Annotated in this window: 19 protein-coding genes; 16 read left to right on the top strand and 3 right to left on the bottom strand. The window is 43.6% G+C overall.

Annotation, left to right across the window (positions count from 1 at the left end; all coding sequences use genetic code 11):
- The first annotated feature begins 90 nt into the window (after positions 1-90).
- The 8 genes from ASL11_RS14545 (at position 91) to ASL11_RS14510 (ending at position 9395) form a co-directional block, all read left to right on the top strand.
- Complete coding sequence (locus tag ASL11_RS14545; protein ID WP_056615343.1) at positions 91-1806, top strand: extracellular solute-binding protein; 1716 nt, start codon at positions 91-93, stop codon at positions 1804-1806.
- Positions 1807-1928: 122 nt separating this feature from the next.
- Positions 1929-2828, top strand: coding sequence for an ABC transporter permease (locus ASL11_RS14540; RefSeq protein WP_056615340.1), 900 nt, complete (start codon positions 1929-1931; stop codon positions 2826-2828).
- Positions 2829-2841: 13 nt separating this feature from the next.
- Complete coding sequence (locus ASL11_RS14535; protein WP_056615338.1) at positions 2842-3720, top strand: carbohydrate ABC transporter permease; 879 nt, start codon at positions 2842-2844, stop codon at positions 3718-3720.
- 52 nt (positions 3721-3772) lie between these two features.
- Complete coding sequence (locus ASL11_RS14530) at positions 3773-5500, top strand: sensor histidine kinase (RefSeq protein WP_056615335.1); 1728 nt, start codon at positions 3773-3775, stop codon at positions 5498-5500.
- An 8-nt stretch (positions 5501-5508) separates the two neighbouring features.
- Positions 5509-7131 (top strand): response regulator transcription factor, encoded by a 1623-nt coding sequence (locus ASL11_RS14525; RefSeq protein ID WP_056615332.1) that lies wholly within the window; start codon positions 5509-5511, stop codon positions 7129-7131.
- A gap of 117 nt (positions 7132-7248) precedes the next feature.
- Entirely contained in the window at positions 7249-8367 is a 1119-nt protein-coding gene (locus ASL11_RS14520; protein WP_056615329.1) for a glycoside hydrolase family 88 protein, read from the top strand.
- Between the two features lie 3 nt (positions 8368-8370).
- Entirely contained in the window at positions 8371-9075 is a 705-nt protein-coding gene (locus ASL11_RS14515) for an SGNH/GDSL hydrolase family protein (RefSeq protein WP_056615326.1), read from the top strand.
- A gap of 107 nt (positions 9076-9182) precedes the next feature.
- Complete coding sequence (locus ASL11_RS14510) at positions 9183-9395, top strand: alpha/beta-type small acid-soluble spore protein (protein ID WP_056615323.1); 213 nt, start codon at positions 9183-9185, stop codon at positions 9393-9395.
- A gap of 85 nt (positions 9396-9480) precedes the next feature.
- Here the strand turns inward: ASL11_RS14510 and ASL11_RS14505 are convergent, their stop codons facing one another.
- Positions 9481-10377, bottom strand: coding sequence for a helix-turn-helix transcriptional regulator (locus ASL11_RS14505; protein WP_056615320.1), 897 nt, complete (start codon positions 10375-10377; stop codon positions 9481-9483).
- Between the two features lie 144 nt (positions 10378-10521).
- Between ASL11_RS14505 and ASL11_RS14500 the strand changes: the two genes are divergently transcribed.
- From ASL11_RS14500 to ASL11_RS14475, 6 genes are all read left to right on the top strand, one after another.
- Entirely contained in the window at positions 10522-11607 is a 1086-nt protein-coding gene (locus ASL11_RS14500; protein WP_056615317.1) for a fatty acid desaturase, read from the top strand.
- A gap of 49 nt (positions 11608-11656) precedes the next feature.
- Positions 11657-11980: a MocE family 2Fe-2S type ferredoxin gene (locus tag ASL11_RS14495; protein ID WP_056615315.1), complete on the top strand. Its 324-nt coding sequence runs from the start codon at positions 11657-11659 to the stop codon at positions 11978-11980.
- A gap of 266 nt (positions 11981-12246) precedes the next feature.
- Positions 12247-13449, top strand: coding sequence for a multidrug effflux MFS transporter (locus ASL11_RS14490; protein WP_056615312.1), 1203 nt, complete (start codon positions 12247-12249; stop codon positions 13447-13449).
- A gap of 217 nt (positions 13450-13666) precedes the next feature.
- A complete protein-coding gene (locus ASL11_RS14485; RefSeq protein ID WP_056615309.1) occupies positions 13667-14413 on the top strand; it encodes a phytanoyl-CoA dioxygenase family protein in 747 nt (248 codons plus the stop codon).
- 51 nt (positions 14414-14464) lie between these two features.
- Positions 14465-14686, top strand: a complete 222-nt coding sequence (locus ASL11_RS14480) for a DUF1450 domain-containing protein (protein WP_056615306.1) — start codon at positions 14465-14467, stop codon at positions 14684-14686.
- A 35-nt stretch (positions 14687-14721) separates the two neighbouring features.
- Positions 14722-15576 carry a helix-turn-helix domain-containing protein gene (locus ASL11_RS14475; protein WP_056615301.1) on the top strand — a complete coding sequence of 285 codons (855 nt, stop codon included), beginning with the start codon at positions 14722-14724 and terminating at the stop codon, positions 15574-15576.
- 10 nt (positions 15577-15586) lie between these two features.
- Here ASL11_RS14475 and ASL11_RS14470 read toward each other — a convergent pair whose 3' ends face one another.
- Positions 15587-15826 (bottom strand): Beta-galactosidase C-terminal domain, encoded by a 240-nt coding sequence (locus ASL11_RS14470; RefSeq protein ID WP_162261641.1) that lies wholly within the window; start codon positions 15824-15826, stop codon positions 15587-15589.
- Positions 15827-15841: 15 nt separating this feature from the next.
- Positions 15842-16123: a hypothetical protein gene (locus ASL11_RS14465; RefSeq protein WP_056615295.1), complete on the bottom strand. Its 282-nt coding sequence runs from the start codon at positions 16121-16123 to the stop codon at positions 15842-15844.
- Between the two features lie 232 nt (positions 16124-16355).
- On the opposite strand from ASL11_RS14465, the gene ASL11_RS14460 reads away from it, so the two are divergent.
- Both ASL11_RS14460 and ASL11_RS14455 read left to right on the top strand, forming a co-directional pair.
- Positions 16356-21803, top strand: coding sequence for a family 43 glycosylhydrolase (locus tag ASL11_RS14460; protein ID WP_162261640.1), 5448 nt, complete (start codon positions 16356-16358; stop codon positions 21801-21803).
- Positions 21804-21833: 30 nt separating this feature from the next.
- Positions 21834-22886: an S-layer homology domain-containing protein gene (locus ASL11_RS14455; protein ID WP_056615290.1), complete on the top strand. Its 1053-nt coding sequence runs from the start codon at positions 21834-21836 to the stop codon at positions 22884-22886.
- The last annotated feature ends 320 nt before the right edge of the window (positions 22887-23206 follow it).

The raw sequence follows: 23206 nt of genomic DNA, 5'->3' as shown, positions 1-23206 counted from the left end.
AAGTTCATAATCTTTAATATCGATCATTTCATTCAGTTGGGACGAATGCAATAATTAATAGTGTAAGATACATTCCATAAGGGGGTTCACATGAAAAGGAATCGTAGAACAGTAGCCATATTAACAGGTATCACCCTTTGCATGAGCATGATTGCCGGGTGCACAGGCGGAGGTAACGAGGCATCGGAAAGTACCAGTCCGACGAATTCAGCTAGTCCAGTTGCGACAGGCACTAATCAGTCGCCGCAATCGAATGCCCGTACCAAATTTGATCCTCCGGTTACGATATCCGCCGCTATTACATTGAGACCTTCAGATAAACTCCGTTTTGGAGATACGCCAGAGAATAATCCGGTCACGCGATGGTTAAGTGAGAACTTGGGAATTGTAACTAAATTTCAATGGGTAGTTACAGATACAGCAGCATTCGAGACGAAAGTACGATTGGCAATGGCAAGCGGGGAACAATTACCGGATGTCCTTTATACAGGGGGAAGCTTGCTTGAGGAATTGATTGATTCAGGTAAAATTCAAACGATTGACGAAGCTTTTGAGAAATATGCATCACCCAGATTAAAAAATTTATACGCAAAAAACCCGGCAGTTTGGGCTACAGCTAAAAGAAACGGCAAAGTAATTGGTTTACCGGATGTCTCAAATGGCGTGGTTGGCGAGAATATCATGTGGATTCGTCAGGATTGGCTGGATAAGCTGCAAATGAAAGCCCCAACCACTATTGAGGAATTCGAAAAATTATTGGATGCGTTTACGAATCAAGATCCGGATGGAAATGGCAAAAAAGATACATTCGGTTTGGCATTTGGAGCAAACACAGGCTACCACAAACCAACGAATAATTACATGACCAATGTCGAGTTTATTTTCGGGCAGGATCAGCCCTATATGTGGCTCAAAGGGCCAGATGGCAAATTGGAATACGGTGCGAATAGACCAACTGTTAAAGCAGGTCTTGCCAAATTAAATCAATGGTTTAGCAAAGGTTATCTTAATCCTGATTTTGGAACCATGGATGCAGCAAAAGCTATGGCTGATTTTACTTCAGGGAAAGCGGGGATTGCAATTGCCGCAGGTTGGGCAGGCGCTTGGCCAATTGGAACTGCAGTATCGGAAGCGAAGAGCAAGAATCAAACGCTTAATATCAAACCCTATCCGATTCCATCCGGAATTACGGGTGAGGTTGGACGTCAGGAATCACAGCCATCCTATGGCACTTATGTATTTCGTAAGGGATTTAATAATATGGAAGCCATTTTTAAATATTATGACACCATGTATGGTTGCCTGATCGAAGATGCTTCCTGTCCATTCGCGGTAGGGCAAGGGGAAGGGTACGATTACGTAATGAAAGATGGAAAGCCAGATTGGAAAACGGTTCCGGATGGCATTGTCAATCTTAGCCGATATTTAATATTCCCTTCAAATGGAACGGCACCAACGAATGTAATGGAAGGTCCGAGCATCTACCAGCGTGTTGCAGCGGGGAAATTGGATAATGTATTTGAACAAAAATTAGCTGCAAGCAATGACAAGTTGGCCATCGATGGTTTTTCCGTGGGTTACCTGCAAATGGACAAGGATGTGAAAAACGGATTCTATGGCGCTAATACTCCAACGATGAAAGAGAAATGGGAGCAGCTGAATACGTTGGAGGATCAAGCTTACTTGCAGATTATTTATGGGAAACAGAAACCGGATTATTTTGATACATTCCTTAAGCAATGGCATGAGCAAGGTGGCACACAAATTACCAAAGAGATTAATGAAGCTGTTTCCAAACAGAAATAAGGAACTGACTTCATAAGGGGAAGTAAATACGGAGTACAGAGATTCACTATGTTTCTCCGTATTTAGTTTCTTCAAAATTACCATTTTATCTCGATATTGAAAGTCGATAGGAGATTATTTGAATGAAAAGCTATTTGAATCTAAGAAAAACGTGGCCGTTGCATCTGTTTTTATTGCCTTCCATCATTTTGCTAATTATTTTCAATTATATCCCCATGGTTGGGTTTATGATTGGCTTTGAGGACTTCAAGCCTTGGCTTGGCGTTTTCAAGTCCCCGTTTGTTGGACTGAAGCATTTTAAATTTATGTTCCATGATCCTGTTGCCTTGCAGGTTATCTGGAATACGTTGTTTATCGCTTTATTTAAAATTGTCGTTGGTGCAATTGTTCCTTTCAGTTTTTCCTTATTTCTTAATGAAGTACGTATGGTGATATTTAAAAGAACGATTCAATCCCTAGTTTATTTGCCTCATTTCATTAATTGGGTGATTCTTGGCGGGATTTTGACGGATATGCTCTCAACCAATGGCTTGATTAATCAATTTTTAGGTTGGATTGGCTTGGAGCAGATCTCTTTCCTACAGAGCGGGAATTGGTTTCGGGCTACATTAATTACAAGCGATGTTTGGAAGGAATTTGGGTTTGGAACCATCATCTATCTGGCAGCTATGGCTGGAATTAATCCGAATATGTATGAAGCTGCTGATATCGATGGTGCCAATAATTTGCAAAAAGCGGTTCATATTACGATACCCGCTGTTATTCCAATTGCTATTGTTATCGTTACATTATCACTTGGCAATATTCTGAATGCTGGGTTTGATCAAGTCTTTAATCTGTATAATCCCTTGGTCTATCCCAAAGGAGATATTATTGATACGTATGTTTACCGAGTAGGTTTGAAGCAAGGTTCTTTTAGTTTAGCCACAGCGGTCGGATTTTTTAAATCGATTATTGGGTTTATTCTTATTGCGACAACGTATAAATTAGCATCTAAATATGCAAATTACAGGATTTTCTGAGAGGATATATGCTATGTTAAAACTATCGTTTTCAAACAAAATGTTTCAATTCACCAATAGTTTTTTCTTGTCGATGATGGCTTTTTTATGCATATTGCCGTTGATCCATGTGTTAGCTGTATCCTTAAGCTCGGACTATGCAACGACATCTTATTTGGTCAAATTCTGGCCGATCGGCTTTAATCTGGATGCCTATAAAACGGCATTAAATAGCAATAATTTCTTGATTGCCTTTAAAGTGAGTGTATTAAGGACGGTATTGGGTACGTTGCTAACGATGTTTCTTACGATGCTGGCTGCTTATTCGATGTCCAAGGAGGATAGGTATTTTAAAGGGAGAACGTTGTACGCTTGGTTTTTCGTATTTACCATGCTGTTTCACGGCGGATTAATCCCCACTTATCTAGTCGTACAAAAGACAGGGTTGACCAACACCATATGGGCCTTGATCCTACCTGTCGCAGTGAATGTATTCAATGTTGTGCTCATGATGAATTTCTTTCGTGGAATCCCTAAAGAGCTGGAAGAGGCAGCAATGATAGACGGCGCAGGACATTTCCGTGTCCTATTCACGGTATTTCTTCCGATCTCATTGCCTTCTATAGCAACACTTTCCTTATTTACTATGGTGTTTCATTGGAATTCTTGGTTCGATGGAATGATCTATATGAATAAAGCCGATCAATTCCCACTGGCTACATTTCTTCAAGCCTTAATTGCTGGATTTGATTATACCAAGATTGGTCTAAACCCGTCTGATTTGGAGGAACTATCGGAACGCTCCCTTAAATCGGCACTTATGTTCATCGGAATTTTCCCAATCTTGCTCGTATATCCATTTCTGCAAAGATACTTTGTAAAAGGTATGACTTTGGGATCTGTCAAAGAATAGGAAATAAGATTATGATAGAGCTGTAAGTAATGTGAGTGAGTGGGGGAACCCAATGAATCTGATTACGAAAGTTATCTTGCTGATTGTTATGATTTTAATCCCCATACTAGGCCTCTATGCGTACTCCTATCAACAGACTATCCATGTCATAGAGAACCAAATCAATACGAGAAATGAAGAGAAATTAGCTAACTTTCTGGGTCAAATCGAGATCTTACTGGACCAGAACATGCTGTTCGCGGCATTGGCTACCAAAGATCCTGAGATCAAGAGTGTGGCATTTGGAAATTTGCCTACATCTGGTTATGATCGGTTGAATGTTATTCAAGATGTTCAGAGCAAGCTCAGTTTGTTTAGCATTACGAATAATATTATGAATATTATCTCCATCTATTTTCCGAGAAGTCAATTGTTTTTGTCCACGGATACAACTACAGTGTTCGATGAAGATGAGATTTTAAAAAGCTACACCCCCAATTGGCGACTGAATAAAGTAGGTGTTAACGGTGTCCAAATGGATGCCTTTTCCCGTTTTTTTGTATCACCTTTTCATGAGGATCCAGCAGATATCAAGAATTCTGAGCTGATCATTCGCGTGGATTTCTTTACTCAGAATATTACCAATTTGCTGGATAGTTTTAAGCTGGCAGGTCATAGCGATGCCTTTTTCTATCATAGCAAAGATCAAGTGGTTTATAGCAGCACAGCCAATACCCAAAGAATTCAGCAACTCATGCAAGACTACCCCTTGGATCAATTCACGAGCAAGTCAAAGTTCCACGATATCGTATCCATAGATGGGAAGAAATATCTTCTGTATACACTAGCCTCAAGCAAAGTCGATTGGAGTTTAGTAGATATCGAACCGCTTGACGAGATCCTACAGCCGGTCGTTCACAGCCGAAATTTATTCTATATGATCTTGCTATTACTACTATTATTTGGCACAATCGCTGCCTTCTTATTGTACTTTCATATTCAAGTTCCCATTCGGATATTAATTCGTGGAGTAGAGCATATCAAGAATAAGAATTTTGCTTATCGGATTAAAAGAAAGCGAAATAATGAATTTCAGCAGTTGTTTGATTCTTTTAATGGCATGGGATTAGAAATCGATCAGTTGATAAAACGCGTGTACATAGAAGAGATTCGCTCTAGAGAGGCTGCGATGAAGCAACTTCAATCCCAAATCAATCCCCATTTTCTTTACAATTGTCTTGCCTATATCGTCAATATGGCAAAAATGAATAAAAACCAATCGGTCATCGCTATGGCACATAATCTAGGGGATTATTACAAATATACGACTCGCAATGAAACACTAGTCACGACATTACATAGCGAAATAGAGTTAGCGGTTAACTATATGAATATTATGAATCATCAATTGGATAAGTTTCAATATACGTGTTCGATTCCCGAATCCATGAAAACGATCCAAATTCCTAAACTAATCTTTCAGCCGATTATTGAAAATGCGATTGTACATGGCTTAGAAGAAATTTTAGAGAATGGTTGGATTACCATCGTAGGATTGGAGGACCCGAATTCATATCGTCTCATCGTTGAGGATAATGGGCCAGGATTATCAGCGGAGAAATTGCAAGCGCTTAAAAGGAAAATCAGTATGGAGGATAACGAAAGCGAACAAACCGGATTATGGAATGTTCACCATCGTTTTAACTATTACTTCGGCAAGAATTCAGGAATGTTGCTAGACCACTCGACATTGGGCGGCTTAAAAGTCGAGCTGTATTGGGAAAAAGTAGAGAGGGAGTGAGTGATTGCATGTTTTCTTTATTGATCGTTGATGATCATAAACATCAGGTGGATACGCTAGCTGCCACGTTACCCTGGAATGAAATAGGCATCACCACTGTTCACAAGGCTTATGGGGGGCAAAGCGCTCTAGCCCTCATAGAAGATCACCCGATTGACATTATGATAGCCGACATTCGTATGCCTGGCATCACAGGACTTGAGCTCATCCAGTTCATCAATCAGCGTAATAAGAAGATAGATTGCATCTTGCTCACAGGGTATGCGGAATTTGAATATGCCAAAAAAGCGATCGAACTGCATGCCGTTGATTATTTTATCAAGCCAGTCCGTGATGAAATGTTACTAGATTCGGTAAAAAAAATAATCATTAAACGTCAAAATGATTTACAGCAGCATCAAATTTACGAGCAAGCAACGTCACTCCTTCATCAGAATTTACCATTGTTGAAAGAGAATTTGCTGTTTGAAATTTTACAAGGCGCAAATATCGGGAACAGTCAACTGTCGGAAAAGCTCAATATGTACCAAATCCCTATGACTTATGGAGATGTTATTAAAATAGTCGTCATTAAATTTGATCCCTATTTTTACGAATCCTACAATGCTTCCGATATGAAACTATTTGAATATGCCATAAGGAATATGGCAGAGGAACTGTTGTCACCTCACTTTCATTTGTGGTCAAGTAAAGCTACCCAAGCCAATCTCCCCTTATTACTCCTGCCCAAAACCACAGAAAATTCTGAGACAGATACATGGCATCCGTCTCACCAAGATTTGTTAATTTCCTTGGCCAATCGGTTGGTAGAACAAGTTGATCACTATTTAAAAGGAAACATTTCTATTTTCATTTCGAATCAAGCACAATTTCCAAAAGACATTCATTCCGTCTTCTTGTCTGTACGGTCAACAGTCATGAAATCGGCAGAGCGACAAGGAATTTTTGTTTTGGAGCAGGATATCATTCAAAATCGAAAATTGGCGCCATTGAGCACGCTATATCAAGTACCAATGTTGATTCAACTCATGGATATGGGCAATATGGAAAAAATTAATGAGAAATTCATAGCGATATTTCATGAACTTGAACAAAGTCAGTCGGACTCGCAAGCGCATATCCGAGAGGCCTATTTACATTTATTAAGCTGCTTCACTTATCTGGCACACAAAAAAGGGATCGTCTTAGAAGATATAATAGGCACTTCATCGCATTCAGAAAGCCATGTGATTCATTCTGCCAAGCAATTAAAAACATGGAGCGGTATTATCATGGAGGCACTGATGGATGGTGTGCCTTTAATGAATGATGAGAATCACCAGCAACTGGTTAACAAAATTCACCACTACATCCAGCAAAACTTGGGGAAGGATGTCACCCTGCAAACCATCAGTGATGCGGTTTATTTGCATGCTGTTTATTTATCGAAAATATATAAAGAGATAACAGGTATGAATCTGAGCGAATATATTCTTCGAGTACGTATGGAAGAAGCTAAGAATTTGTTGGAAAATACATCTTGCAAGATCTATGAAATTACAGAAAAAATCGGTTACCAGAGCCCGCAGCATTTTATTAGGCGCTTCAAACAATATTACGGAGTTACACCTGAGATCTATCGAAAGCAATAATAAAAGTTGGTCAAACATGATTAATGAATGTTCATGATCTTTAATTTCAATCATGTTATTCTCTTTTTTCGGATGCCATAATGAATGATGTAGAAGTTGGCAGAAGGAAGGTATCGGATGAATAATAAGGCGAATTGGATAGAAGAAGCATGGCAGCAGGTGGTCACAAAAATCGATAGAACCAGCTATTCGATTGGAGCATCATTTCCGAATGGCTCAAGAGATGGACGTTACACGAAGAGCCCTGCCCATGATTGGGTTTCGGGATTTTGGCCAGGATTGCTTTGGTTGGTTTATCAAGAAACACAAAATGAACGATTAAAGGATTTGGCTGTACAATGCGAGCGAGAAATCAGTCAGTCGCTATGGGAATTTGATTCCTTGCATCATGATGTTGGATTTATGTTTGGTTTAAGCAGCATCAATCAATATAAACTCTTGCAAGATGAGGAAGCCAAGCGCCACGGGCTCATGGCTGCCAGTCTGTTAGCCGGAAGATTTAATCCAGCTGGTGGGTTTATCCGTGCGTGGCCGAATTGGGGCGGGGAGGATCACAGTGGCTGGGCTATTATCGACTGTATGATGAATCTGCCACTCCTCTATTGGGCTTCGCGAGAAATCGCAGATCCTCGGTATCGTCTTATTGCTGAAATTCATGCGGATACTGTGCTTCGGGAGTTTGTCCTTGCAGATGGATCTGTTCACCATATCGTGTGCTTCGATCCGGAAACAGGGGAGCGAATAACGGCGATTGCTGGACAAGGGTATGCCGCGGATTCGGCCTGGTCAAGAGGAGCAGCATGGGCATTGTATGGGTTTGCTCTTAGCTTTGCATATACGGGCAAGGTGACTTACCTACTTGCAGCCAAAAAAGTGGCACGTTTTTTTCTGGATCATTTGCCAGCGGACTTTGTACCCTATTGGGATTTCCGATTGCCTGCTGAAGATGAGGGTATGCCAAGAGATTCCTCGGCAGCAGCCATAGCTGCTTCAGGACTGTTGGAACTCGCATCGTTGTTACCAGAAGCGGATGGAAGGGAATATAAACGATCGGCGGAGAGCATTCTGCGTTCGTTGTATGAAAACTACACAGCTCGTGAATCGGATGATGAAGGGCTGTTGTTACATGCGACCGGCTATTTCGCTGAAGATATTTATGTAGATACACCACTTATTTTTGGTGATTATTATTATGTCGAAGCGTTGAGGAAGCTTAAGAATAATGGGAGGAAATAAGAAATGACGACTAAGCGTGTAGAAACAGTGAAACCGGGGTACTTTGGTACAGCTGCTGCAGCAGATAGCCGCAGAGGAGAATTTGATTTTGGCAATGAGGTTATAATTGCGCACGAAGTACCTGTTGATTTTGTATTTATTGGCGATTCGATTACGCATATGTGGGAGTTGAATGCCTATTTTGGCCGCGGCAGTCGTTTTATTGTAAATCGAGGAATTGGTGGAGACATTAGCAACCATGTGCTCAGACGATTTGATGCTGATGTGATCCAATTGAAGCCAAAGCATGTGGTGATCAAAATTGGTGTGAATAATTTTTGGGCGCTGGATGGCGCTACAACGGAGCAAAGGAAGACAGCGGAACAAATTACGACTGGGCTAGTAAATGATATACAGGGAATGGTTAAGAAAGCGAAAGACCACGAAATTAAGCCGGTGATCTGTTCCATTCTCCCAACGAATTTGCCGCAATCGGGAAACAATAGGATACGAAACACGACAATACGCAGTGTAAACGAGCAACTTCAAAGAATAGCGAACGAACAAGGGGCTATTTTTGTCGATTACCATTCGCGGATGGTCACAGAAGATGGCATCCAATTGCGCGAGGAGCTTGCAGACGATGGGCTTCACCCTCATGTCCTTGGCTACGACATTATGGCTCATGCTCTGCGTGAAACATTGGAATATAAGGGGATTCAAATATAAGAGAGCGTCTCAGATGAAAAGAACAAAAAAAATTTTATAGCACATGTATAATATTTTTCAAACTCCACATGATAATATCACACCAAGAAAAGGAGTGAATAACAATTATGGCTAACAACACATTGGCAGTTCCACAAGCAAAAGCAGCAATGGATCAACTGAAGTATGAGGTGGCACAAGAGTTAGGGATTCAGCTTCAAGCATACAATGGCAACCTTGCATCACGCGATGCTGGCTCTATTGGTGGCAACATTACGAAGCGCTTAGTGCAAATCGCAGAACAACAACTTTCTGGTTCGGCAGGAAGCTTCAGACGCTAAGTTGATCGTATTTGTAAGTAAACACAAAAGACTACAAGCACCTATTCCTCCTTGGGTGAATGCAGTCTTTTTTTATTTTATCAGACTAAAAAGGATTTGAGCGCCACTCACTTGGAGAACTGCCGATATGTTTGCGAAATACGGTCGTGAAGTGTTGACTGGTCTTAAACCCTAGCTCAAAGGCAATTTCCGTAATGGAAACGCTCGTTTGCAGAAGGGAGCAAGCGCGCTCCATTCTTATGCGTTCCATATAAGCAGCAGGAGACTGTCCGTATATGTTGTGAAACACTTTATAGAAATGAGACTCGCTCATCTGAGCTGCACGGGCAAGCTCCGCAACAGAATATCGCGTATTAGGCGCTTGCGTTATTTGATGGACGGAGCGGATCACCGCATCCTTGACTCCGGGCTCTATTGACTTGGAAGAAGTAGGCTGCAGAAGTCCCATGATGATGTCTAGAACCTGATGTCGGGCAAAAAAAGCTTGATCAGGGCCCTCTGTTTCTAATGTCGCCTTCAAGCGTATGAATTGTTCGTGCACGCGATGACCTGCGCGAAATACCCGTGGAAGTTGCTGTAAGCGAGAACCGGCCAACTCACGATCAAAGCCTTCCAAGCGGAACCAGTTCGGGGTGCCCTCTGGATCCTGTACAATCATCCACCAGATCCGACTAGGCTCCAAATGATTAAACCGAGCTTTATGAAGTTCTCCTGGACGGGTGTAAAACCATTGCCCAGCACTCATCGGATAAGGGATACCGTCGAGCTCCCATGTTGCACTTCCGCTATGTAAATAGACAAATTCATATGCGTGATGATGACAATGAAGGGGGATGGGATACGCTTCTGCATATTTTTGATATCCTACGACGAACAATTCCGGAACGAGTCGGATGGTGGTCGCGCTTTCAAATCTCTCAGGATTATCTTCATGCGGAGGGAAAACCCATCGCATCGAACTAGATGAGTGCATCATAGTCATTTATAGCTCTTCCTTCCATGCGTTCGCATTACTCTTATGTGTCTGATCCTATTTAATAAGTTCTGGGAAGTCAAGTACTATCTGATCTGGTACGCTTAGCATATTCAGAACTGAAGAAAATACAGACTGACGAGGAGAGATCATATGGGGAACACCATACAGCGGGACTATAGTATTCTTGGACCAGAACGGCAAAAAGCGATCGAGAAAGGGCTTGTTTCAGGAGAATGGTATCAATGCCCCGTTCCCCGAAAGCGTATGAAAGAGCTCATGATACGCAAGAACGGGCCGGCAATTCGTGACACCTTGCTCTGGATCGCCTTAACAGTCGTTCTGGGCTATGTAGCTTATCTGTCGTGGGGATCATGGTGGGCTTTACCCGCTTTTATCGTATATGGAACTGTCTACACGGTACCTGCCGTATCCAAATGGCATGAATCCAGCCATGGCACAATGTTTCGAACGGCGTGGATGAACGAAGCCTTGTATCAATTCACTTCGTTTCTGATCTTGATTCAAGCGACGAACTTTCGCTGGACGCATGCCCGCCACCATACGGATACGATCATCGTGGGCAGCGATCCGGAAATAATGGAACCGCGTCCTCCGAAATTGCAACGTGTGCTTCGATATATTATCCGAGAATCATTCATTTACAATACTTGGCCCTACCTGTTCAAACATGCAATAGGACTTCTAAGCGCCGAGGAGAAGGAATTGGTCCCGACCAACGAGCAACGGAATTTATTCTTGGAAGCACGTGTATTTATTATTGTTTATGCGGTTATTATCTCTTTGTGCTTTTATTTAGATAGCATTTTACCACTCATGTTCGTTGGGCTGCCTGCGTTCTATGGCGCTCTTCTGAACGGTTTGTTGGTCTCAACGCAGCATGTCGGTCTATATGAAGATACGCTCGATCACAGGCTTTGTGCGAGGACTTTCTATACAAACCGTATTCTTCGGTTTCTGTACACGAATATGAATTATCATATTGAACATCATATGTTTCCGTTGGTTCCGTATTATAATTTGCCTGCTTTGCACGAGGAGATCAAGCAGGACTGCCCAGCTGCTGCTCCGAGTTTCACGGCTGCTGTCCGCGAGACGTGGGCAGCGATCTGGAAGATGCGGAAAGACCACTCCTATGTCGTACCCAGGTGCCGTGAATTTGCTCAGCATCGGAAGGTAACTGATCGAAATCTTTCATCGGTATCCCAGTCGGGATGATAAGCAATGATGATAACTTAAATAAATCTTATCTTACTTGGAGGCTGGTATGCATCATATCGAGGGTTGGGTTGAAGCTTGTAAAGTCGATGCTATTGAGGAAGAAGATGTTATTCGTTTCGATTATCAAGATCGTACGTTTGCTATATATCGCTCAGATAAAAGCCAATATTATGCAACGGATGGATTCTGCACCCATGAGAGATTTCATTTAGCTGATGGGCTTGTCATGGGAAACACCATTGAATGTCCTAAACATAATGGCAGGTTTGACTATATGACGGGTGAAGCGAAGCGTAAGCCAGTATGCGTCAATCTAAAAGTATACCCGGTAAAGATTGAAGCAGACAAAGTTTTCATCCATATCGACTGAAGGGGGAAAAGCAGGCAGCTGATGAATGATCAAGTGCAGGTCGTTGGTTACCCCGCATAAAATACGAATAAAGGTTAAACAGGAGAGGAATCTTCTATCATGAAAAATCGAGAAGCAGTTGATTCAGAAAACTTCTGGATCGGCTGCTTTTTCATTTCGATGCACACAATTAACTGTTGTCAAAAACTATACAGTTATGTTATGGTGTAACCAAATACAGAGAAAAGTTCCGGATATGGAATGGGAGTATAGGAGAAACTCATAATATGACAAACAAGAACAATCAGCATGCCGTTCGACTAGCGCTGCTGCTAGGTTTATTTTCGACACTCGGACCTTTTACTATCGATATGTACTTACCGGCCTTTCCACAGATTGTGGAAAAATTCGGTACAACTGCATCACTCGTACAGCTCAGCTTGACCGCCTGTTTACTTGGACTTGGTGTCGGGCAAGTGGTTATGGGGTCGCTCAGTGACGTTTACGGTAGGCGCAAACCGCTTCTTATTTCTATGGCTCTCTATGTTGTGGCATCTATAGCTTGCGCGATCGCGCCGAGTATATGGCTGCTGATCTTTGCACGACTCGTGCAGGGGTTTGTTGCGTCAGCGGGTATTGTCATTTCCCGGGCAATTGCACGTGACATGTTTAGCGGCCATGAACTCACGAAATTTTTCTCGCTGCTCTTACTTGTTGGAAACTTGGGCCCACTCGTGGCGCCAGTGGCCGGAAGCGGAGTTCTATCATTAACGAGCTGGGTTGGCGTCTTCGTTGCATTGGCATTGCTGGGGATGTTCCTCCTTGCCATGACCAAATGGCGTCTCAAAGAAACGTTGCCCATCGAACGCCGCAGTCCTAGCAATTTTGCGCAGCAACTGCGTAACTATGGATCGCTTTTGCGTGACCGCTCATTTACGGGGTATATGCTCGCGCAGGGGGTCATGATCGCAGGGGTATTCGCTTACGTTTCGGGTACACCATTTATTTATCAAAATATTTATGGGGTTTCCCCTACGGTATTTGCATTGTTATTTGGATCCAATGGGATCACCTTGATTATTGGTTCTCAGTTGGTCGGTCGGATGGCTCACCGTGTGTCGGAGCAGTTCTTCCTGTTGTTCGGACTATATATGGCTGGCGCAGCCAGTATTGCCGTCTTGCTAGTGGGTATTTTCCACGGGCCGCTGTACGCACTGGTGATTCCACTCGTTTTCTTTGTAGCGTCCATCGGGATTACTTCCACGGCAGCATTTCCGCTTGCGATGGAAAGTCAGGGACATATGGCAGGCAGCGCGGCTGCGTTGATGGGTGTCATTCCCTTTTTGCTCGGAGCAGTCGTTTCCCCGCTAGTCGGGATTGCTGGGGAACACACGGCGGTTCCGCTGGGGGTCATTATATTGACTACGAGTGCCGCAGCGATGTTGTCTTACTTCCTTTTAGTAAAAAAAGGGGCGAAGGCGAAGACTTGAGTTGAAAACATACGATTGATCACAAAATAGTTAAAGCGTAGTTTCTGCCTAGGCAGAGCTGCGCTTTTTGTTATTTATTTTTATCGGACTGTTACCTACAATTCCTCAAAAAGAGTAAAAAACACAATGGAATAGTGGAGCGAGCAAATTGTGAGAAAGATCCATTTATAAGATGATTGCAATGTAAGAATTTTATTTGCGAGGGAGCGATTGAAGCATGTTAACACAAGAGCAACTGCAACAATACCAAGAAAAAGGGTTTATCATTTTTGAAAATTTATTCTCTAATGAAGAAATGGATCGCGTACGCACCATCATTGATGGTTTGGACGAGGAATCGGAGCGTCGTCTTCGCGAGGCTGGGCAAGGTTTTAACAACATACCGAATCAGATCAATTTTACCAGTGGATTAAATTTCATGAGACCTGAACTACAGCAGTTTACGGCTGATGATCGTTTTATAGACATAACAACGTCAATTCTTGGACCAGACATTCGTTTGTATTGGGATCAATCCGTCTATAAACGGCCAGAAGCCAAGCGTGACTTTCCTTGGCATCAGGATAATGGCTATGCACCCATTGAGCCGATGCATTATGTAACCTGTTGGCTTGCACTTGAAGACGCTACGCTTGAGAATGGTTGCATTTGGATTCAAGAAGGCTCGCATCATAAGGGCTTTGTGGAGCATGTGAAAACGGACATCGGTTGGTTGTGTTACTATGGGGACGTTGAGGGGACGCCAGTACCTTTGAAAAAGGGAAGTATGGTCGTATTCCACTCGTTGTTGTTCCACCGCAGTACGCCGAACCAAAGTAAGGATACACGCAAAGCTTATGTGATTCAATATGCAGTTGAAGGCTCTACAGATCCAAAAACCGGCGCTGAGTATAAGAATGGACCGATCATTTCACAGAATGGGAAAGCAGTGTATGAACGCTTCCAATCTAAAGAAGAGGTCTAGTCACGAGGTATTCTAGGACTTGTGAAAATCGGTGATAAAGGGGGTATTGTCATGGGAAAGCAGGTGCAATGCTGTATTAGAAACTTTCAGCAGTTTCAATATGGTCACATCTTACAAGAATTGTCGGAGGATGCTCACGAGGTTCGATTGGAGCGGTGTCAAAGCCAGTGTATGGGGTGTCGGCAGCAACCAGCAGCCATCATCGAAGGCAAGTGGGTGGGGTTTGATAATTCCGAGCAAATGCGGCAATATGTAAGTGAGAAGCTTTCATAAAAAAAGCTTGAAAGTGATGGTTAGGAGTGAGCTTGGTGAAGGATCCAAAAGGATTGATGGACGAATACTGGCATATTCGCTTATTTCAAGTGGAGGAAGCCTTCTATAAGGCCATCGATATACAAAACCTGATATATCCGTACTGGGTTGTCAGCTTTATCGTGGAAGGACAGGTGGAAGTGGAGGATGGCAGCAAGACGCAAACGGCGAGGGCCGGACAGGTCATGCTGCATGCCCCAGGAACGCCTTTCGCTGAGAAAGCAACAACACCCGGTCTGCACCTTTGGATGTTAATCGATGTAAGAAACAGCTATCAGGTTGATTTGTTCCGTTTATATCCCATAACCGAAGTCATGACAATGATTGATCCAGCGGCATACTCCGCCATTTTTTACAAGCTTTTGGCAGCCTGGCAGAAAAAAGACTCTCCCTTCCGGGAAATAGAAATATCAGCTATTGGGATGCAAGTAGTCCATTTATTATTGGAGAGCTGGGATCAGAACGGTCGTGTTCAACGCAATGTCCAGGCAGGCAGAAACGGCGAACGTTTAGAGAAGGTCATCTCTTATATTCATACCTCTTTTCATGAGAAAGTGACGAGAAAAACATTAGCCCATCTCTTGCATTTAAATACGAACTATTTGGATAAAATTTTCATGGAAGAATACCAGATGAACCCGATGCAGATGATACGTGAGCTTCGACTAAAGAAAGCCAAGGGAATGCTAGAGAACGGCAACGACAGTCTTACAGATATCGCTTCTGCATGCGGCTTGGGGGATGCTTCTTACCTGAGTCACCAATTCGTCAAGAGATTTGGCGTCAATCCTGGCAAGTATAGAGAGCAGGTGCGTCAAACGAGACAGTCGTATTATCAATTAGGAGAATGAAGTTTAATACCTATTCATATTGGAGCAGCATCACACCATAGGGGGCAATCTTTGTTTCCCCTTGAACAGATTGTCCGCTCAGCCTGTCAGTTGCCGTCTCATGAACGTCTAACGTCTGCGTCTCACTCGTATAGTTCAAAATGAAATCAAGTGGCTGCCCACCATGCCCTCTGCGTGAAACGTTGTACCCGCTGCATGGGCCAAGTACTAAAGTCCCGCCTTGTTCTGCGTACGCTTGCAACCGCTGCACATCGTCCGCATCCAACTATTGAGCGTTCAGATAGAAGACAACATCATACCTTCGGACGCTTTCTTTGGTATGTAGATGACGGACAGATAAGCTATCTATGGTCCAGTGCTTCTCTGTCAAACCACGAAAAATAGCCCCTACATGACTTCCTTGCGAATTACCGATATAGCTGTCGATATGGTTGTTGCTGTCATTGTCATAGTCGGAATGAATTGCGATTTGCGCATCTACACAGCTCTCAAGGATCGCTTCCTCGGCGAGTCTGATTTCTCTTCCGATTTGCTCAGCTTCCTTCAATAGACGGTTTCTTCAGCAGGAGGGTGTAACGCCAACCGAATACCGGAAACTGCATCTCGGCAAGTAATTATATAATTTTTCGCCCAACCACATCATGAAATGGTTGGGCTTTTGTGCGAATTGTCGGAAAAGTATAAAGGAATGCCAAATAATCTAAATACATGAAAGTGATCATCGTTCAAAATAAGGATAAGCATGAATGACATTGTTGATTGTAGAGGGAGGAAATCGTTTGAAACGTGTAATGGCTTTTCATCGCAAACAGATTCGACAAGCTTGGGCGTATATGCTGCTATTATGTATGACAGTTTCGTTATTGCCTGCTGCATCCGTATCAGCAGCAACGGGTGATCCATTACCTGTGTTTAGGGAGGATTTCAATGATGGAAATGCAGGCGGATGGACAACCTATGGGTCCGATAATGCAGGGAACAGAGGAACTTGGACAGTCAATGCCGCGAATCAGTATAGAACGACTGGTTCCCCAGGATCTAAGACGGTATTTCAGAATACTAATTTTAAAGATTTCGTGTATGAAGCGGATCTCCAAGTGTCCGGCATCAATTCAGATCAATCGGGGTTATTATTTCGCGTCACTTCGCCGACTGGTGACGTGGCTGATGGGTATAATGGCTATTTCGCTGCATTACGTGTGGACAAAACGCTTATGCTCTCCAGGGTTGTTGGTGCAGGCGGCAACGAATATAAGGAATTGAAAACGGTATCTTATCCGTACGCAAGTGGTCATTTGAAAGTTGTCGCAGTAGGCAATCACATTCAAGTATTTGTCGAGGATATGATAACGCCGAAGATTGACTTTGTTGATAATGACGGCAAACAAATTACAACCGCTGGTTCGATTGGTCTTCGAACGTGGTGGGGGACAACGAACTTTGATAATCTCGAGGTCAAAGAGTATGCGGCTTCGGAGACAGCTGCCCCAGTGTTCGGTACATCCCAGGGTGTTTACAACAGCGAGCAGCATGTAGCGCTTACGACACCAACGGCAGGGGCAACGATTCGATATACGCTTGACGGCACACTGCCGAATACTTCTTCTCCAATGTATACTTCACCGATCGTGGTGACATCGGATGTAATCATTAAAGCTTATGCAGAAAAAGCAGGCGAAATGGTCTCTAATGTGGTGACGTCTTCCTATGTTATTGCGGATAGTACACCAGGATTTACGGATGATTTTAACGATGGTAATGCGCAAGGCTGGACGAATTATTTGGGCCAACCTGTCCAAACCTCATGGTCCGTAACGCAAAGCGTTTATAACTATGTGGCTGTTAATCCAAGAGGGGCCAAGTCCGTCGTGGAGGGTGTTTACCAAGACTTTGTGTTTGAAGTCGATATGAACCCACAGGATGCCGTGTCTTCCAATAGCGGCGTGGTTTTCCGAGCATCGGCGCCAGCGGATGGTGTGGATAAAATGAATGCTTATTACGCTGGTATGAATGCTGCTGGGAAGCTTCAAATTGGTAAGATGAGCGCTGCGGGAACGAATGGCGCGTGGACAGAAATAGCCTCAACGGTTGTAAGCGGCGTCAAGCCGAACGACTACAATCACTTGAAAGTGATTGCAGTTGGAACGCATTTCTACATTTACGTAAATGAGATGTTAGCCTACGATTTTACAGATGCAACGTATGCGGTGGGGACAGTTGGGTTGAGAGCATGGAATGAGAATCTACAAGTTTCTTATGACAATGTTTCTTTGAAGCAATTAACACATGTTGTCCTACCTGTGGCAGCACCGGTTATTAATCCGAATTCGGGTTCATTCCCTAGTTCGCAAATCGTCACAATATCGAGCCCGACAGTCGGTGCCGACATTCACTACACAACCGATAACAGCACGCCTACAGCGGCGTCACTTGTCTATAACGGTCCAATCACGTTGACAGCAACAACGACGGTGAAAGCTATTGCAACTAAAAATGGTATGCTCGATTCCGCGGTTCAAAGTGCGACGTTCACGTTAGTCAGCCATACATTCTCAGATGATTTTAACGATGACAATGCGAATGGCTGGACGACCTATGAAGGAACATGGAATGTTGCGAACAAGGCTTATCAAATAACGGATAAAGGTCCAGGTTTTAAATCCGTTGCTACGGGTACTTCTTTCGACAACTTTGAATATGAGGCCGACGTTACGTTGAAAAACGGTGTGAATAATGATAATGCAGGCTTAATTTTCCGAGTTACGAATCCGAGCAATGGCGGAGATAACATGAAAGGTTATTATGCGGGACTTACCTCAAATGGGCGTGTGCAGTTGGGGAGACTGAATAATAACTGGAAAGAGCTCGCATCGATTATTTACCCAGTTACGCAAAATGTCGTCTATCGCATGAAGGTGAAAGCGGTAGGCAGCCATATTGATATTTATATCAATAACGAGCTTATCGTAAGTGCGGTTGATACGACCTATACAACTGGGGCGATCGGTGTTAGAGCACATTACGTTGCAACAAGCTATGACAATATTAATGTCAAAGACTTAGGCGAAGTTCAGATGCCTACGTACGACTGGTCTTGGGTGCAAGGCGCAGTTTTCGTACCAACGAACGTTGTGAATCAGATTCAGCAATGGAACGAATATGATCACGATATTAACGATCGCGAATTAGGCTATGCGGAATTGTACGGCATCAACTTTGTACGGGTATTCGTACATAACTTGTTGTGGGAAAACGATAGTGTGAGATTGTTAGCCAATCTGGAAGATTTCTTGCAACTAGCTGACAAACACGGTATCAAAGTAGAACTTGCCTTTTTCGATGATTGTTGGAATGACAATCCGGTCATGGGGCCACAATTAGCTCCCCTTTACGGTGCGCATAACAGTCGTTGGGTAGAAGGTCCAGGGGATGCAGTTAAATCCAACTATGCAGCGAATAAAGCCGCATTGAAAGCGTATGTGCAAGGAATTGTCGGTGCACATAAGAATGATTCACGTATTGCTTTCTGGAACATTTATAATGAGCCGAGCAATGGCGAGAGTGGACTTATGGATCAAATTACGAAGCAGATCATGAATGATGCACGTATTTGGATCAAAGAAATCGATACCAATCATCCTGTATCCTCAACAGGTGGCCAATTTAGCGGTGATCCTACGTCAGACTTCATTACTTGGCATCCGTATGAGTCCGATTATCCGACACCTTACGGAGTCAGCAAGGGAATTCTTGCGGATGAAGCGATGAACAGATCGACGCAAACGGTAACAGGTATTGTGGAACACTATGGTCAAAAAGATATCGGTTTCGTTATGTGGGAATTCGGTATTGGTCGAGATAACACTCGCTTCCCTTGGGGATCGGATACGAATCCATTGACGTCTGAGCCGACGATGCCTTTCCATGGGATCACCTATCCAGACGGGCACCCGTGGGATGTGAACGACATTAAGGCATTAACAGGAACAGCTTTCAATACGCTGCCCGTGTTTAACGTGAGCTATTTCAAGGATGAGAATTTTACAACTTTAGCTAAAACATCGTTCACACCGAAGATTGATTTCGATCTTTGGAATGAGAAGGGCACAGGTTCGCCAGACCCAACGGTAGGCATTGGTGAGGATCATTTCTCCACGCGCTGGGTGGGAACCGTGCAGCCGACAAATTCTGGGACGCATACGATTTATGTGGATAGTGATAATGTTGGTAGAGTGTGGATCGGCGACACGTTGGTCGTTAACAAAACAAGCAGCACCAAAGAGGAAATAAGCGGTACGATTGCACTAACAGCTGGAGAAAAGTATCCGGTTAAGGTCGAGTATGTTCACGCAAGCGGTGATGCTAGTTTACATGTTAAATGGTCGCATACCCAGCTAACCAAACAAGCAGTAACTCCTATTTATGCGGGGAAAAGTGTAACGTCTGTTACCTTAGATGCTTCAGTATTGACGGTGAAAGTGGATGAAACGAAAAAGCTGACAGCAACCATTTCACCTGGAGATGCTTCCAACCAGCTGCTTACGTGGAGTTCGAGTCACACAGGCACTGTACAAGTGGATACGAGCGGGAATGTGAAAGGAATCAACAAAGGAACTGCGACGATTACAGTCACGGCAGCTGGTGGGAAAACGGCCACTGCTGTAATTACTGTGACGGATAGTGGCATGTTCAAGAACCCAATCGTACCTGTCTCAAGCGGAGCTGGTTCGGCGGATCCGAGCGTAGTTTTCAAAGATGGCTACTATTATTATGTGAAATCGGAAAATGATGCTGCGATTCAAGTCGTGAAGGCGAAACGTCTGCAAGATATTGGAATCGAGCCTCGTGTTACGGTCTATACTCCGCCTAGTGGACTAATGTATTCCAAAGGGTTATGGGCGCCTGAGATTCAGAACATCAATGGCAAATGGTACATCTATTTTGCAGCAGATGACGGTAACAATAATAATCACCGCATGTATGTGCTCGAAAGCGATACGAATGATGCTCAAGGCAGCTATACGATGAAAGGTAAGATTGCCGATGCCTCAGACAAATGGGCTATTGATGGCACTGTCTTAGTGAAAAGCGACAATTCTATGTACTTCGTATGGTCTGGTTGGGAAGGCGATACGAATGTGAGTCAAAAGATTTACATCGCACCGATGAGCAATCCATGGACGATCAGCGGACCTCGCGTGTTGCTATCTTCACCTGATCAGGCTTGGGAGCTTGATGGCACACCGACGATTAATGAAGCTCCGGAAGTTCTGATCAAGGACGATAAAATCTTTATCGTGTATTCGGCAAGCGGCAGTTGGACAGATAATTACAATTTAGGCATGCTGACCAATACCGATGGAAATGTCCTTAATCCAGCTTCGTGGACGAAGTCAGGTTCCGTATTCAGCAAATCCGTCGGAGCATTCGGTCCTGGACATAACTCATTTACGAAGTCGCCGGATGGTTTAGAAGATTGGATTGTCTATCACGCGGATCTTAAATCGGGCGGAAGCTGGGCGAATCGTTCCGTTCGTGCTCAGAAGTTCACTTGGAATCTGGATGGCACGCCAAATTTCGGCACACCGGTTGCTTATGGGGCTTTAATTCAGGAGCCATCTGGTACACCGTCAATCCCCATGTACAACTATGAAGCGGAAGATGCGATTCTTGGAGGTACGGTGAGAATTAACAATTCCGACGAAGCTTCTGGCGGCAAGGTGGCTGGTCATGTGGACACGGCTGGAAGCGACTATATCTTATTTCAAGTAAATGTTGAGAAAGCAGGCACTTATCAAATGACGGTTATGGCTGCCAATGGAACCGGAGGTACGGTTATCGCTCAGCAAGACGTTTCCGTTAATGATGGAGCCAATCAAGTCATTGAGTACAAACAATTCGGATGGGGACGTTACAATCCATCTGCGATCACGATTACGTTGAATCAAGGTTTGAACACGATTAAGTTAACCAAAAAGACGAATTTTGCCGAGATCGACAGGCTTATTCTTGAGCTTTTACAGCCATCGGGTCCACCTGTCTATCATACGGACATCAACGGAAGTGCTGGTGTTACAATCGGGGATTTAGCGATGGTGGCGGCTTTTTATGGTAAGCAGCAAGGCGATGCCGATTGGGATGCAGATGCAGCGAAAGCAGATATTAATAAGGATAACAAAGTAGATATCGAAGATCTTTCCATTGTTGCTAGTGAAATCATGCAATAAGGATAACTGTAAGGGAGGATGTATATCGACATGAAATTTCATAAATGGTTTGTAGGTTGTCTAATGCTAATTACGACGTCAAGTGCTGTACTTCCTAGTGCATTTGCGGCAACAGAAACGACAACGCCTTCTTACACACTTACACTTTCAAACCCAAGTCCATCCAAAGGGGAGAAAGTCGAAGTGCTCATTAAAGGACATGAGTTGAAGGATCTTTATGCGTATGAATTGAATGTGGACTTTGACGCGTCACTACTTACTTTGAAAACCGCTACGACACAAATCCCAGGCTTCTCCGTTCCTTATGTCGTGAAGGATAACAACATTCAGCTGGCTCATACACGGGTCGGGAAAGTGGAGGGGGACAGTGGCGATCAAACGTTGTACACATTGGTGTTCGAGGCGATTGGTCAAGGAAAAGCTGAAATGTCACTAAGTAAAGTGAAATCCGTCGATTCACACCTTGCTAGTACCAATCAGCAGCCAGATGCGAAGGCTGAATTCCAAATCGACAGCTCGCAGCCTTTTGATGATTTAAGTGACTTCAGCTGGGCGGAAGAAGCGATAGCCTACTTAGCGGGCAAAGGTGTTGTAAACGGTACTGGCGATCGTGTGTTTAGCCCAGAACTTCCTGTTTCGCGTGCAGACTATGTTGTTCTATTGATGAGAGCGCTGAATCTGAAGGGATCTGCGGGAGCACACTTTGCGGATGTGGAGCAAGGGAAATACTACGAGGAAGCCATTAACACAGCCAGAGATTTGGGGATCGTCGAAGGAGATGAGAGCAATTTCTTCCATCCACAAGCTTCTGTAACCAGAGAAGACATGATGGTACTTACTGAGCGGGCTTTGGCTAAAGTTACGAAACTAGCTAGTCAACAAGACGCAGCTGCTTTACAACCGTTCAACGATGTCGCGGATATCTCAGACTATGCGCTAAACAGTGTATCCACCTTGGTCAAATTGGGTCTGGTTCACGGATACGGGGATGGGATTCACCCGAAAGATTCAACAAATCGTGCGCAAGCAGCGATGCTGATTTATAACATTTTGAAGACGCCAGACTTATTGCCAAAGAAGTAGTACAGAGAAGGCCTTTAGGGTACTAACCCTGGAGGCTTTTTTTTCATGGCGAAGTGTAGCGCACTCCAAAGTAAACAAGGTGTGATGATGGGAGACGTTTTGGTTACGAGTAGAGTTGGGGGGAGTGGAAAAAGAGAAGTAGTATGGTCAGTTGAGTAGCAGGCTCTTCAAATAAATGTAAAAAATACATCTAATTTTACTGATTTCAGAGATATTTAGTGAATAGATGGAAGAAGTAGAAGTAGAAGTAGAAGTTGTGGCTGAAGTAAAGGATGAAATTTGAACAAAAGAGCGGGATATTACAAATCTAAATTTGGATA

This window comes from Paenibacillus sp. Soil750 (genome assembly GCF_001428045.1).
GTDB lineage: Bacteria > Bacillota > Bacilli > Paenibacillales > NBRC-103111 > Paenibacillus_E > Paenibacillus_E allorhizoplanae.
Note: the sequence above shows the minus strand (reverse complement) of the source record. Positions and strands in the feature narration are given on the sequence as shown.